The sequence below is a fragment of the Brevibacillus sp. FSL K6-0770 genome, from assembly GCF_038000275.1.
Lineage (GTDB): Bacteria > Bacillota > Bacilli > Brevibacillales > Brevibacillaceae > Brevibacillus > Brevibacillus parabrevis.
Map to the genome: position 1 here is coordinate 1,758,552 of NZ_JBBOBQ010000001.1, position 13,601 is coordinate 1,772,152.

General features: G+C 54.1%; 12 protein-coding genes. 6 read left to right on the top strand and 6 right to left on the bottom strand.

The window, feature by feature from the left end; translation table 11 throughout:
* The first annotated feature begins 79 nt into the window (after positions 1-79).
* Genes NST23_RS08610 through NST23_RS08630 form a run of 5 tightly spaced genes read left to right on the top strand, consistent with a single transcriptional unit; the run spans position 80 to position 3,704 of the window.
* A complete protein-coding gene (locus NST23_RS08610; protein WP_122963210.1) occupies positions 80-910 on the top strand; it encodes an electron transfer flavoprotein subunit beta/FixA family protein in 831 nt (276 codons plus the stop codon).
* Entirely contained in the window at positions 907-1,929 is a 1,023-nt protein-coding gene (locus NST23_RS08615; RefSeq protein WP_173599786.1) for an electron transfer flavoprotein subunit alpha/FixB family protein, read from the top strand. The genes NST23_RS08610 and NST23_RS08615 overlap by 4 nt, the downstream gene beginning before the upstream one ends.
* The gene (locus tag NST23_RS08620) at positions 1,922-3,217 is read left to right on the top strand and encodes an FAD-dependent oxidoreductase (protein ID WP_122963212.1); all 1,296 of its coding nucleotides are present in this window, start codon (positions 1,922-1,924) and stop codon (positions 3,215-3,217) included. Before NST23_RS08615 ends, NST23_RS08620 begins: the two co-directional genes overlap by 8 nt.
* Positions 3,217-3,513 (top strand): ferredoxin family protein, encoded by a 297-nt coding sequence (locus NST23_RS08625; RefSeq protein ID WP_122963213.1) that lies wholly within the window; start codon positions 3,217-3,219, stop codon positions 3,511-3,513. The genes NST23_RS08620 and NST23_RS08625 overlap by 1 nt, the downstream gene beginning before the upstream one ends.
* Positions 3,514-3,530: 17 nt before the next feature.
* Entirely contained in the window at positions 3,531-3,704 is a 174-nt protein-coding gene (locus NST23_RS08630; RefSeq protein ID WP_167470239.1) for a hypothetical protein, read from the top strand.
* A gap of 41 nt (positions 3,705-3,745) precedes the next feature.
* Here NST23_RS08630 and NST23_RS08635 read toward each other — a convergent pair whose 3' ends face one another.
* The 5 genes from NST23_RS08635 to NST23_RS08655 form a co-directional block, all read right to left on the bottom strand.
* Complete coding sequence (locus NST23_RS08635) at positions 3,746-4,132, bottom strand: Mov34/MPN/PAD-1 family protein (RefSeq protein ID WP_122963270.1); 387 nt, start codon at positions 4,130-4,132, stop codon at positions 3,746-3,748.
* 22 nt (positions 4,133-4,154) lie between these two features.
* Positions 4,155-4,337, bottom strand: coding sequence for a hypothetical protein (locus NST23_RS08640; protein WP_063227158.1), 183 nt, complete (start codon positions 4,335-4,337; stop codon positions 4,155-4,157).
* A gap of 82 nt (positions 4,338-4,419) precedes the next feature.
* Positions 4,420-8,352, bottom strand: a complete 3,933-nt coding sequence (locus NST23_RS08645; RefSeq protein ID WP_340963537.1) for a hypothetical protein — start codon at positions 8,350-8,352, stop codon at positions 4,420-4,422.
* Positions 8,353-8,525: 173 nt separating this feature from the next.
* Entirely contained in the window at positions 8,526-9,728 is a 1,203-nt protein-coding gene (locus tag NST23_RS08650) for a hypothetical protein (protein ID WP_122963215.1), read from the bottom strand.
* 107 nt (positions 9,729-9,835) lie between these two features.
* Positions 9,836-10,720 carry a glycosyltransferase family 2 protein gene (locus tag NST23_RS08655; RefSeq protein WP_122963216.1) on the bottom strand — a complete coding sequence of 295 codons (885 nt, stop codon included), beginning with the start codon at positions 10,718-10,720 and terminating at the stop codon, positions 9,836-9,838.
* Positions 10,721-10,859: 139 nt separating this feature from the next.
* Between NST23_RS08655 and NST23_RS08660 the strand changes: the two genes are divergently transcribed.
* Positions 10,860-12,377 carry a hypothetical protein gene (locus NST23_RS08660; RefSeq protein WP_281869060.1) on the top strand — a complete coding sequence of 506 codons (1,518 nt, stop codon included), beginning with the start codon at positions 10,860-10,862 and terminating at the stop codon, positions 12,375-12,377.
* Between the two features lie 60 nt (positions 12,378-12,437).
* On the opposite strand, the gene NST23_RS08665 is transcribed toward NST23_RS08660, so the two are convergent.
* Positions 12,438-13,514, bottom strand: a complete 1,077-nt coding sequence (locus NST23_RS08665; protein ID WP_173596254.1) for a peptidoglycan-binding protein — start codon at positions 13,512-13,514, stop codon at positions 12,438-12,440.
* Positions 13,515-13,601: the final 87 nt, after the last annotated feature.

Sequence of the window (13,601 nt, forward strand, 5' to 3'; positions counted from 1 at the left end):
AGGAAATCGCGCGAAAGAAAGACAACCTTTGCACAGGCCGACAGAAAAACCCGCGCCAGGCAGCAAGGGGGGATTGTTCATGCTGCACATCGTTGCCTGTATCAAGCAAGTACCGGATACGAAGATCATCAAGATGAATCCGAAGACAAACACGATGGATCGCGCCAGTGCGCCTGCGATCCTCAACCCGTATGACGCGCATGCAGTAGAGGAAGCCGTCCGTCTGAAACAGCGTTATGGCGGCGTGGTTTCTGTGGTGACGATGGGGCCGCCGCCAGCCGTAAAAGCGATTCGCAAATGCATCGAGATCGGCGCAGACGCGGGCTATTTGGTGACGGACCGCGCATTTGCCGGAGCAGACACGCTGGCGACGAGCTATGCGATCACGAAGGCGATTGAAAAAATCGCTGAGGAGCATCCGGTTGACCTCGTCATCTGCGGCAAGATGACGATTGACGGAGATACGGGACAGGTCGGGCCGGGAGTTGCCAGACGGCTGGATATTCCCCCGCTGACCAATGTGAAAAAGGTAGTGGAAGTGAACAAGGAACAAGGCTATGCCATCGTTCACCGCAAGCTGGAAGACGGTCATGAGGTTGTCCAGTCGACGCTGCCTTGTCTTTTTTCCGTGGAGAAGGAAATCAACGAGGTGCCGTATTCTCCTCTGCCCAACATGCTGCGGGCGGCCAGGTACAATCCGGTTGTCTGGTCCGTGAACGATCTCGGCGATATTGACCGGACTTTGCTTGGATTGAAAGGCTCGCCGACTATCGTCGCGAAAGTATGGCCGCCGGAAAAGCCGAAGGGCGGAGAAATGCTGGAGGGAACAGCGACAGAGCAAGTGGAGCGCTTGATGGACATCCTCCGGGAGAAACAGGGATTGTTTCGTGTGAAGGAGGGACAGTCATGAATCTGGAGGAGTATCGCGGCATCTGGGTCTATCTGGAGGCGCGGGATGGACAGATTGCGCCCGTATCGCTGGAGCTTTTGGGAGCAGGGCGGCAAATGGCGGACAAACGCGGCGTGCCGCTGGCGGGACTTTTAATCGGAGATGGCGTGGAGGAGCTGGCGCAAACGGCTTTTCCGTACGGGGCGGATCAGGTGTACGTCTACGATCAGCGCATTTTTGCCGACTACCGCACGGAGTCGTACATGCGCGCTGTCATCGAGTGTGTGGAGAAGCACAAGCCGGAGATCATTTTGTACGGGGCGACCACGACAGGAAAAGACTTGGCGAGCGCGGTAGCTACCGACTTGCAGACGGGGCTGACCGCTGACACGACGATGCTGGATGTCAATGCGGAGACAGGACTGCTGGAAGCGAGCCGACCTGCTTTTGGCGGGAACATTATGGCGACGATTTTATGCAAAAAGCATCGGCCGCAAATGGCGACGGTGCGCCCGAAAGTCATGAAAGCACTGGAAGCGGATCAGATGCGGACGGGCGAAGTCATCAAGGAGAGCATCAAGCTTGCAGAGGAAGACATTCGCACCAAAGTGTTGAAAATCGTGCGGGAAACGAGAGAAAAGGTCAGGCTGGATGAAGCCGATGTCATCGTAGCTGGCGGGAAAGGGCTGGGCAGCAAGGAAGGGTTTCAGCTCATCCACCGTTTCGCGGAATCGATCGGAGCGACAGTTGGGGCGAGCAGGGATGCCGTCGAAGCGGGCTGGGTCGATCACGCGCATCAGGTGGGACAGACAGGGGTTACGGTTACGCCGAAAATTTACTTTGCCATCGGCATTTCCGGGGCGATCCAGCATCTGGTCGGCATGCGCAATTCCGGGCTGATCATCGCGATCAACAAAGACCCGAATGCCCTGATCTTCCAGGCGTGTCACTACGGCATTGTGGGCGACGCTTTTGAGATCGTGCCATTGCTGATGAAAGCGTTCCAAAAGGAGCCGGACAGGGAGGTTACGTATGGCTGAAAAATTTGACGTGATTGTCGTCGGGGCAGGTCCGGCCGGAACAGCCTGTGCTTACACGCTGGCGAAGGCTGGTGTCAGTGTGCTGTTGATGGAAAGAGGCGAATATCCCGGCTCCAAAAATGTGATGGGCGGGGTGTTGTATCGCAAGACGATGGAGGATATCATCCCGGGCTTTTACAAGGAGGCTCCGGTCGAGCGGCCGATCGTGGAGCAGCGCTTTATGATGCTCGATAAAGAATCGGCGCTCAATTTCAGCTACAAAGGCATGGAATGGGCGCAGGAGCCGTACAACAACTTCACGGTGCTCAGAGCCAAGTTCGACCAGTGGTTTGCCGATAAAGCGGTGCAGGAAGGCGCGCTTTTGCTGAATGAGACAGTGGCGTTATCCTGTATTGTCGAGGACGGCAAGGTCGTCGGGATCAAGACTGACCGACCGGACGGCGATGTTTACGCCGATGTGGTCGTCCTCGCTGACGGGGTCAATTCGTTGTTGGCAAAATCGCTGGGCTTCCACAAGGAGTTTCGCCCTGACGAGGTTGCGCTGGCCGTGATGGAAGTATTGAAGCTGGATCGCAAAATCATCGAGGACCGCTTTAATCTGGAGGGCGATCACGGCTGTACGATCGAGATTTTTGGAGACTCGACCAAGGGAATACTGGGCACAGCCTGGCTCTATACGAACAAGGACAGCCTGAACATCGGCGTGGGCACGATGCTGTCCGGGCTGATCAAGCATAAGCTCAAGCCGTATGAGCTGCTGGATTACGTCAAGAACCATCCGATGATCCGCCCCTATATACAAGGCTGCGAACAGCAGGAGTATTTGGCGCACCTGATCCCGGAAGGCGGCTATCGCTCGATGCCAAAAGTCGTCGGAAACGGTGTCATCGTCGTGGGAGACGCGGCACAGCTCGTCAACGCGATTCACCGGGAAGGCTCGAACATGGCGATGGCTTCGGGGGTAATGGCTGCCGAGACGATTATGCAGGCAAGAGAGGCGAACGACTTCTCGGAAAAAATGCTCATGCCGTACCGCGACAGCCTGTTGAACAGCTTTGTCGGTCAGGATTTGAAAAAGTACAAGGATGCTACACACCATTTTGAAAAGTTCCCGCAATATTTTGAGCAGTATATCCCGCTGATGAACAAGGCAGCCAGCCAAATGTTCACGGTGGACGGAAGCTCGAAGTGGAACAAGCAGAAAAAAATATGGAGCGATCTGGGCAGCGCCAAGGACAAGTGGAAAATGGCGCGCGATCTGATGAATGCATGGAGGGTGATGAAGTGATGACGCAAATACCCAAAGGGCAATCGATCGAAGAGAAGCAGTATCTCGTTCGCTTCAAGGCAGATACGCAATCGCACCTGCACGTATTGAGCGCGGATGTGTGCGCGTCGCAATGCCCGGATAAGCTCTGTACGATCTTTTGTCCGGCGGAGGTTTACAAATGGGAAGAAGTGCGGATGCATGTGGGCTACGAGGGCTGTCACGAGTGCGGGAGCTGTCGCATCGGCTGTCCGCACGAAAACATCCGGTGGGAATACCCGAAGGGCGGCCACGGAATCATTTTCAGACTCGGATAATGGGCGGGCGATCTCCGGTGATCCAAGTGGGCGATCTGGTCGTATTTGTGAAGGATGGAGCCAAAGGTGTCGTCATCAGCATCGAGGAAGAACGGTGTCAAGTTTTGTGGGAGGATGATTTTGTAAGCTGGGAGCAGCGCGAATGCTTGCTGGTCGCCAAAAAGGAACAGCCAGAACAGCGGGGGAGATGACCCGGCGTTCTGGCTGTTTTTCCTCTGTGGGTGAATAGTGTTTATTCAAGGCGGAAGGGGCGTGGAAAAGCTCTGGCCCCCCAAATGCGATAACAACCGAGTGCAGGTTGGGGCGAAGATAAGGAAACGATGAGGTAAGCGGCTTCCGTGTAGTGGGCGTAAGCGATGTCCTCGGTGGACGGAACGGGCGGAGCGGTTGGATGGGAATGGTAAATCCCGACCAGATTCTCGCCGCGCATGGCCATTTTATTTAGCACCTTCTGAATTTGCCGTGTGCTCATGGCAAAAGCATCGGGGCGTTTCAGGACGTTTTCCATCCGCCAAATGGTCTGGGCGCTGTTGCCCCTTCCGGAAAGCAATCCGCATGCCTCATACGGTTTTTCTTCTTGGCAATGTCGAACCATTTCGTCCCACACAGATCGGGTCATGGAAAAGGGTGTTTCGGTTGTATTAGCCTTGCCAACGTCTGCCGCAGCATCCTCCGGTTGTTTTGGATTGGACAAAGGGTTTCACGTTGTGCACAGGCCCGGATTTTGGCAGTGGCGATGGCGGCATCCCCAGCGGACGCATGCCTTGGCGAACAGGGCGTTGCTGACGCTGATTGTAAAGTGCGCGGAGTTGATCTGGTGTCATGGATTTCCCTCCCTTTCTGTACTGTACTATGTTTTATTCAGCGAGCTGTCGAGTGGTAACGGCGATCGCACATTGCAACTGGTCACTTGAACGGGTTGAATGTGTTTCCTTGCTGCGTATGCGGCGGCATCTTGAACGAGATTGGGCTGGAAGCAGGGATGTTGTTGTTTGCGTTGCCGTTCATGTGGCCGTTCATGGACGAAGAAGTGCTGTGCGGCAGTTGGCTCAACGTCTTGTTTGCCCGCGCTTCTTTTTGGCTGAAATCTTTTATGGCTTGTCTGTACTTCTCCTCTTTCTCCTGATGCTCCTTGACCAACTGTTTTAGTCCGGCGACTGTCTTTTTCAAGACAAGCTCCTGGGTAGTGATTTGCTCCAGTTGTTTTTCTTTTTCTTTGAGCTGTTGCTTGAAGGAGTGAATCGTGTCTTCCAGGCGTTTGTTCCAGCTGCTTTCATCCGTCTGTTGCAAAGTCAGCTTGTCTTCGGCGGCCCGCAGCTGCTTTTGGATCGCGGACAAGTTTGCGTTTGCTTCGGTCAGCTGTTTTTGCGCGTCGTCGAGCTGCTGTTGTTTTGCTGTCAGGCGCGCTTCCAGTTCTTTCGTTGCTTCCAGTTGTTGGGAAGCGGTGTTTAGCTGCTGAACGAGCGAAAGGTGCTTGTCGTTCAATTGCTCATACGATTGGCGACTCGTTTGCAGTTCGCTGCTCTTTTGTTCCAATTCTTGCTTCAACTGCTGCTCCTGTTGCTCCAAGCGGGCGATCGCTGCTTCCAGCTGTTGCTGCTTGGTCAGCAGCTGTACCTCCTGCTCGCGGGCGGCATGGAGCTGCTGGGAAGTAACGTCGAACCGGGAAGTTGTGCTTTGCAGTTGGGTTTTTGTTTCGTCCAGTTGTTTGGTCGTCTCGGCGAGTTGTTGCGCAGAACTGTTAAGCTGCTGAAGCGTCTGGGTGTGCTTTTCGCCCAATTCGAGATAGTCGCGGTGGGCGTCTTGCAGTTCGGTATTTTTTTGTTCCAAAGCTTGTTGCCACAGTCGCTCTTGTTGCTCCCACTGGACAATGCTTGCTTCGAGTTGTTGTTGCTTCGCTGTCAGCTGCGCTGCCTGCTCGCGAGCGGCTTGGAGTTGCTCTGTGGTGTCTTGGAGCTGGGCGGCTGTGCTTTCCAGTTGTTGCTGAGTTTCGCCGAGTTGTTGGGAAGATGCGTCCAGTTGGGAGCGGGTGCTTTGTAGTTCGGCTTGAGTATCTGCCAACTGTTGCTGTGCTTCGTCAAGCTGCTGGGAAGCTGTGTTCAACTGCTGAAGCGCTTGCTCGTGTTTTCCGCTCAGTTCGAGGTAGTCCTGATGAGCGCTATGCAGCTCGGCTGTTTTTTGTTCCAAAGCTTGCTGCCAGAAAACTTCCTGTTGCTCCCAGTCCGCGATGCTTGCCTGAAGCTGTTCCTGTCGCGCAATCAGCTGCGCCTTGGAGGCAAGGGCGCTTTCGAGCTGTCGGGAAGTGGCGTCAAGCTGCTGCGCAGTCGCGTCAAGTTGCTGTGAAGTGGCGTCCAACTGCTCCGACTTGGCGTCGAGCAGGGAAGTCGTGTCTTGCAGTTGAGCCGCCGTTTCCGCCAAAAGCTGGTTCGCTTCGCCGAGCTGGGCGGAAGTGGTGTCCAGCTGCTGCGAAGTAGTGTCGAGTTGCTGAGTAGTCACGTCAAGTTGGGCGGAGGTGGTGTCAAGCTGCTGCGCAGTCGTGTCGAGCTGCTTCGTGGTCACGTCAAGTTGCTGCAAAGCGTCGTCAAGCTGCTCGGACTTGGCATCGAGCAGGGAAGTCGTGCTGTGCAGTTGAGCCGCCGTTTCCGCCAAAAGCTGGTTCGCTTCGACGAGTTGGGCGGAAGTGGTGTCAAGCTGCTGCGAAGTAGTGTCGAGTTGCTGAGTAGTCACGTCAAGTTGCTGTAAAGCGTCGTCAAGCTGCTCGGATTTGGCATCGAGCAGGGAAGTCGTGGTTTGCAGCTGAGCCGCCGTTTCCGCCAAAAGCTGGTTCGCTTCGTCGAGTTGGGCGGAGGTGGTGTCAAGCTGCTGCGCAGTCGTGTCGAGCTGCTTCGTGGTCACGTCAAGTTGCTGCAAAGCGTCGTCAAGCTGCTCGGACTTGGCATCGAGCAGGGAAGTCGTGGTTTGCAGCTGAGCCGCCGTTTCCGCCAAAAGTTGGTTCGCTTCGCCGAGCTGAGCGGAGGTGGTGTCAAGCTGCTGCGCAGTCGTGTCGAGTTGCTGCGTAGTCACGTCAAGTTGCTGTAAAGCGGCGTCAAGCTGTTCAGCCTTGGCATCGAGCTGTTGAGAGGTCGCGTCAAGCTGTTGAACCACCTGGTCGTGCTTCGCATTCCACTCGTGGGACAGGTGGAGCGCAGCTTGCACCTCAGCGTCTTTTTGCTCAAGCGCCTCGGTCCACACGATCTTTTGTTGCTCCCAATGCGTGACGGCTGCTTCGAGCTGTTGCTGTTGGGCGAGAAGCTGCGTCTCGTGTTCGCGAGCGGCATCGAGCTGGCGGGAAGCGGCGTCAAGCTGTTGTGTAGTTTGATCCAGCTGCCGGGAAGTCTCGTCAAGCTGTTGCGCAGTGTGATCCAGCTGCTGGGAGGCGGCGTCGAGTTGGGAAGTTGTGCTGTGCAGCCGGGCTGTGGTGTCTTCCAGTTGCTGATTTGTTTCGTCGAGTTGCTGTGCCGTTGTGCCCAGCTGTTGCAGCGTCTGATCGTGCCTTTCAATTAACGCCAAATAATCGTGATGAGCCGCGATCAGCTCAGCGTCTTTTTTCTCCAGGGCTTGCTGCAACGAAAGCTCCTGCTGTTCCCGCTGAACAAGGGCAGCTTCCAGCTGTTGCTGCTTCTCGATCAGCTCCTGCTCCAGAGCGCGGGCCGCGTCAAGCTGCTGGGAGGTAGCTTCCAGCTGGGCCGAGGCGTTTTGCAATTGTACGGTTGTCTCGTGCAGTTGCCGTGCGGTTTCATCTAAGTGCTGCTGTTTGAGCAAAAGCTGCGCTTCCAGATCGCGTGCAGCTTCCAGTTGCTGGGACGCGTTTGTCAGCTGTGCGGACGTGTCTTGCAAAAGTTGAGTCGTTTCCTGGAGTTGCAGGGAAGTTGTTTCCAGATTATGATTTGTTGCTTCCAGCTGTTGGCGCTTGGTGTGCAGGTCTTGCTGGGATGCTTCCAGCTGCTGTTGCAAATGCTCCAGCTGGGAAAGCTGCTCCTGTTCCACGAGCTGGGCGCTTTCGTATTCGTCGTGCATATGCTCAAGCGCTCGTTTCCAGGAATTTTCCTGCTGTTCCAAATGGGTAATCGTTTCGAGCAACTGCTGGCGTTCTGCAAGCAGCTCCTCGATCTTGTCACGCTGTTGTTGCTGCTGCTCATGCAATTGGGTGTTGACCTGCTCCGACGAGGCGATCAGCTGTGCCAGTTCTGCTTCTTTTCGTCTCGCTTCCTCCAGCTGCTGCTGTGCGTGCTCGCTGGCGGACTCATATGATTTCAGCTTCGCCAGGCTTTGCTCCCACTCCGCTTCCTTTTTCTCAAAGTGATCCAGCCTGCGCTGCAATAGTTCGATACGCTCCCGCAAAGTGGCTTCCATGGCCTCATGCTTGGAAATGGCTTCCGCGAGCTTGGGGGATGTTTCATGCTCGTGCAGCTCGCTCCGCAGCTCATCTACCGTTCGCTTCAGCTTGCCCTCCCGATCTTTGTAGACCGAAATGGCTTTTTCGCGCTGCTGGAGAAGGTTCTGGTAGTGGTCCAGTTTCGCTTCCAGATCGCTGAGCAGCTTCTGCGACCGATCTGTGTACTGCTGCCATTCATTTGCTTTTTGGTCCAGATCGGCGAGGGTCTGGTGCAGTTCCTCCAGCTGTGCCCGGTATTCCTGGTTTTCCAGGCTGGTTGCTTCTATCTTTTCCTCAAGCTCCATCACTCTCATGCCCAGTTGGTTAGCTTTGTCCTCGTAGTAGTACGCCTGTTTTTTCAGCAAAAGGAACTTCTCGTTCCCTGCTTTTGGCTTGCTTGTGCTGGAGGTTCTTTTTTTAAGCACAGTGTTGTCCTCCTTTTTTGCGTAAGGTTATCCTCTATAGACATATGTAATGGTCGGCATTTGGTGCATGTATCCCGATGCGGCCAATCTGGCGGCAAAAGAAACGAAAAAAGGGAGAAGACAAAGTCTTCTCCCGGTGGAAACACCAGTATAGTTTGCAGGAAGCAGGAAGCTTACGGCGTGGTGATGACGATGTCTCCGAATGTGACGCAATCGCGCACCAGCAATTGCTCGTCGGGAACGATGGTGAGGTTGGCAGAGAAGACGAGGATGCCGTTTGCATCTGTCAGTGTCAGGATGATCACGTCTGGCAGACCGAGTGCTGTTTCGGCCAGAGTCAAGGAGTAGGTCATGAACTCTTGCGCTCCGGTTGCTGTGAAGGTTCTCACGCCGGTACCGGATACGACCAGACCAGTGATCAGATCCAGACCTGGCAGCACGGTAATGCACGTAGGCGAACTGATCGAGGTAGGCGAGAAGCTGAAGCTTTGGTCGCCCAACAGGTCAGTCAAGACTGTATCGAAGAAGTTAAAGGTGAACGAGCTGCTGGATGGATCGCAGCTTGGGCAGATATCGGCGATGAGCTGGACTGTACCGACTGCGATTTCGAGTGGGATACCGATGCTGATCGATACGTTCGGGATCAGTGCGTTTACGGACGCCTGGCAATCGCAGTTGCGAACTGGGAAGATTGGCGGGCATTGTGGCGGGAATGTGATCGGCGGGCAACGGAAAGAAGGCGTTGGCGACGGTACAGGAATGTTGTTAGGACGCGGCGAGCAGAATTTGGCGAGCACTTCGAGTTTGACTTCCGCTTCTACCTGGATTTCCACGCACACAATGACATCCAGCTGAACCATGCCGCCGAGGAGTACGTTGCCGGTAGGGCTGCATTCCAGGGCGCTGATTCGGCAAACGATGTTGTCTTCGTCAAGCGGTTCAGGCAAGCACAGTACGACCTCCTGATCGAACTGTACCGTTGTCGTAAATTCGCAGAGTGGCGTTCCGTCTGCGAAAACGCGCACGATAACAGTGGCGCTGAACACGAAGCGGACAACACCTACGCGGACGGTTGTGCCGTTGACTGTGATGTTTTCGCGGCGAATGCTGACGACGCTGCAGCTAGGGCCAGGAGATACAGGCTCTACGCACGAGATGGAAATATCTTGCCCTGCACGAATAGCTGCGTCCACAAGTGCTCGACAATCGTCGGGAAGGGCAATCTTGTTCCGGTAGCTGTTAGCAAGAACGACCCAGTCGTACACCTTTTGAACGCGAATGCACTCTTCCTGAAGGTTGTTCGGAGTAGGAGGAGTAGCGGTCGGTGTTGGTGTAGGGAGCTGGCGACCCATAATGGGCTTCACAGGATGTTTCACCGTAAGAATCCTTCCTTTCCTAGGGGATTTGCTTTGCAGTTACATACTATGTGGGCAAGGGGAAATTTGCTTGTCAACGAATGCCCATTTTTTAGGTGAAAGACGGATTAAAACGGGATTTGAAATTGTTGGAAAAACCAGTTGTCATCGCGTTTTCTCTGGGCGAGGTAGCGGATGCGCTGGGCAGCTGCTCCAGAGGTCAGCACGTCGTCTTCGATTTCGCTGGCATTTGCGTACACGATGAGCTTCTTCGTGGCTTCAATCCGCTGTTCGCTAAAATGGCTGTACGCCATCCGCAGCATATTGTAGTAGATGTGCTCATGCACCACTGTATAAGGATGCGTTTGCCTGAACAGATGACGAATTTTCACGGAAGGGTGGACAAAGCAGGTGAAGCCGAACAGCCACATTTTGATGGAAAACTCGATGTCTTCAAAGCCCCACACGCGGAACCCGCGATCGAATCCGCCGACCTTCATGAAAGCTTCTCGCGTGACAATAAAGCAGCCCCCTGGCAAAATCGCAATCGGAGCAGGCCGCTGCGGATTCGGATACCAGACGACGCCCAGCTTTTGATCAAGCTTTTGGCCGTAGCCGATTTTGTGCGGCTCTGTCATGGAGGCGATCCCCGGTGCGACGCCGTCCGCTTTTTTGGTGAGGATCAGCTCCAGCATGCGATCGATCCAGAAATTTTCAAAAGCGAGGTGCGCATCGCAAAAGATCAAAAACCTGCCCTGCGCGTGATCGACGCCCAAATTTCTCGCGGCTGCTGCTCCGATCCCTTCTGTCGTGATCAGCTTGATGTTTGACGGGTTTTCCTGATTGCGCAAAAAATGACAGCCATTATCAGTAGAAGCATCGTCGACCACGATGACTTCATAGGTCATATTGGTTCTCGCATTGACGAGAGAAGTAATCGTTGTGCGCACATTGTCTCCTTCGTTTTTGACAGGGATGATAATAGAGACCAATGGCGGTTGCTCGACGGACATATGACCACTCCTTTCTAGTAGCCATGGTATGCCGCACGTCAGGGGAGGGAACGCCCGCTGCCAAATTTGCTCACTCTTGGCACTAGGCATTCATACAATATCGCGGAGAGTCTAGATCGTGTCGTGAGGAGTGAAAAGGATGGACGTCGAGGTATATTACAGCGGGCAGCGTGGCGGGACCATGCCGTATGCGGCTCTGCCTGCTTTTCGATTGTTTTGCAAGCAAAACGGATTTCAATTGAAATGGGACCCGAAACAGAAGCGGATCGATCTCGATTCGGGCCTGAAAGGGAAAGTGTGCGTTCTTTTTACAGGCGGCCAAACGACGGAAACTGCCTACGAGTGGGATGTGCTGGGGAAAGTCCAGCGCTTCGTTTCTGATTATGGAATGGAAGTGGTGCTGACGAAAAACAACCTCAGCCTGGCGAAAAATACCGACGTTGCGATCCGCTTCAGCATGAAGGAACTGCGCTTGCTGGAAAAGCCGCGGCTGGTTTTATATCCGCACGAAAATGAGCGGCAGAGAGAGCTGATCCGCTGCTTGCAGCAAGAACTGAAGCAGACGGGGATAGCGTGCCAGCAAAAAGCGAGCAAAGCGCCCAAACAAGCGGGCGGAATCGTGCATATCCAGCTGCAAATTCCGATTCACACGGAAGTGTACAAAAGAAAAGCTTACGGCGAAAAAATAGCTTTCTATCTCGCTTCGGGCATTTTGGAATATTTTCAAAACGGCTTGCACATTCAGCCGCTTGCTTACCTTCCCCCGAACATATTGAAGCTGTTCTACTCCAGCGTCTGGTCGTCCGAGCAAAGTCAGCTGACCACAAGCACAAGCGACGATGAGGAATTGCTTGCAGAAGTGGAGGAGCTGCTTGACCAGGCAGATGAACACGATTGCGAGCAAAGCGAGAGCGAAGCTGGCGAGGAGCAAGCAGAGGCGCCAGTCATGACCGCACAGGCAGTGCCAGACCTTCAGGAGGAACAGACAGCAGTAGCCAGCCTGCAAAAGGCGGAACAGCCGCAGGCAGAGCAAGTGGTTCAGCAAGAGCAGGAAGCTGCTGCACACCTGGCAGAAGAGGTAGTCGCATCGCAGGAGCGAGAGCAACCACAGGAGCCGCACGCAGCCGTCCTCCATATAGAAGAAGCAGCTCCCGAACAAACAGAGGAACAGGAACAGGCTGTAGAAGCGCGCACAGCGGCAGAAGTGTTTTTTGACTATACATTGATTCACTCAGACTCCAATGAAAAACCGTATTTGCTAATAGGCACTTTGCAAGTCAAAAACACGGGAACAGAGGTGCTGTACAATCCGATCGTTTGCCTGCGGGTAAGCCCAGCCGATTCGATCAAGATGGGCGGGCAAATTTTGCCGCCGCGGCTGGTCGAGACATTGGCTGTGCAAGGCAGCAACGGCTTGAAAGGCTGGCGGTACCTCGATGACGACTGGTTTACCCAAGCGATGGAACGCGGCGAATACTGGATTGCTCCGATCCAGCCTGTCGCGATCCCGCCGCAGTCAGCGGAAGCTTTTCAAAATTTCCAGGTGTCTTTTTTGAAGCAGGATTCGGGCAAGGCGATCGTTGTAGAAGGAGTCGTTCTCTGCAACGACCAATCCGTGCATTTTTCGGCGAACAACCGGATTGCTGTTTCGTTCTAGGCATAGGCAAAAAAAGCCACCATTTCGATAGCGAAATGATGGCTTTTACATTCAGCGAGCTTACTTTTTCAAAAACATTTGGACGAACGTTTTTCCGTAAGGGCCGCCATTGACTACAGCGATTCCCACATAGTCATACGTAGGGCTGAGGATGTTGGTCTTGTGGCCCGAAGAGTTCATGAACATTTGATGGGCACCGCTTACCGACGGATTTTGGGCAATGTTTTCAGCTGCCGCCATATAATTGATACCAAAGGTGTCCATCATCTGGAAAGGCGAACCGTACGTCGGAGAAGTGTGGCTGAAGTAGCCTTTGGTCACCATCTCCTGGGCTTTGACTCGCGCTACTTTGACCAGTTGCATATCGACCTGGTACGGCGCGAGTCCGCGGCTCGTGCGCTCCTGATTGACCAACTGGACCATTTCCTTTTCGTCAGCAGTCAAATCGGCTGGCAAAGGAACGGTCGTGCCAGTGCCCGGGTTTTGCGGTTTTTCTGGCTGTGTTGGCGTCACAGGCGGTGTCGGGGTTGGCGTTGGTGTCGGAGTTGGCTTCGGATTGTTCTTGTTGTTCTTGTACTGCTCTTCAATCGCCTTGTACGTTTTCGCGTCGGCTTCCCCGGTCAAAGTCTGCTTGTTGCGGGATTGAAACAGCATGACGGCAAAACGGGTAGAGTCATCATAAGTGCCTGTCGCAGTCACCTTGTAGCCGAGGTTGGCGAGCATGGCTTGCAAATCTTTGACGCGCTCACCTGTAGAGCCGAGCTTCAGGGTGACAGCTGGTTCGGCAGGCTTGCTTGGCGTCTCCGGTTTGGGAGCCGGTTTTGTCTTTTGCGCCTTGTACACTTTGTTCAGCTTGTCGTAAGTCGCTTTGTTCACAATTCCCGTTTGCTTGAGCTTGTACTTTTTCTGGAATTGCTTGACGTTGTACACGGTGTCGACGGTATAGAGCTTGTCTACTTTCAGTTTGTGGTCAAAATGCAGGGCATCGAGCATTTTCTCCACTTCGAGCACGCGTGCATTATTCATCCCCTTTTTCAGAGGGGTAAATGTTGTTTTTGCAAATGCAGGTTGTCCGATCATGGTGAAGGTGACGGACAGGGAAAGGATAGCTGCAATCTTCGAAATGTTGCGATTCATGTCATCACGCCTTTCTCTGGTTTGTCGCCCTCCAATGGTACCCGATATTGTTTTGGGAAAGAAACCACAAAATATTGGAAAGAGGGA

Coding starts and splice junctions, on each gene's coding strand:
- NST23_RS08610 (WP_122963210.1), top strand. CDS start 80: ATGCTGCACATCGTTGCCTGTATCAAGCAAGTACCGGATACGAAGATC.
- NST23_RS08615 (WP_173599786.1), top strand. CDS start 907: ATGAATCTGGAGGAGTATCGCGGCATCTGGGTCTATCTGGAGGCGCGG.
- NST23_RS08620 (WP_122963212.1), top strand. CDS start 1,922: ATGGCTGAAAAATTTGACGTGATTGTCGTCGGGGCAGGTCCGGCCGGA.
- NST23_RS08625 (WP_122963213.1), top strand. CDS start 3,217: ATGACGCAAATACCCAAAGGGCAATCGATCGAAGAGAAGCAGTATCTC.
- NST23_RS08635 (WP_122963270.1), bottom strand. CDS start 4,132: ATGACCCGATCTGTGTGGGACGAAATGGTTCGACATTGCCAAGAAGAA.
- NST23_RS08640 (WP_063227158.1), bottom strand. CDS start 4,337: ATGACACCAGATCAACTCCGCGCACTTTACAATCAGCGTCAGCAACGC.
- NST23_RS08655 (WP_122963216.1), bottom strand. CDS start 10,720: ATGTCCGTCGAGCAACCGCCATTGGTCTCTATTATCATCCCTGTCAAA.
- NST23_RS08660 (WP_281869060.1), top strand. CDS start 10,860: ATGGACGTCGAGGTATATTACAGCGGGCAGCGTGGCGGGACCATGCCG.
- NST23_RS08665 (WP_173596254.1), bottom strand. CDS start 13,514: ATGAATCGCAACATTTCGAAGATTGCAGCTATCCTTTCCCTGTCCGTC.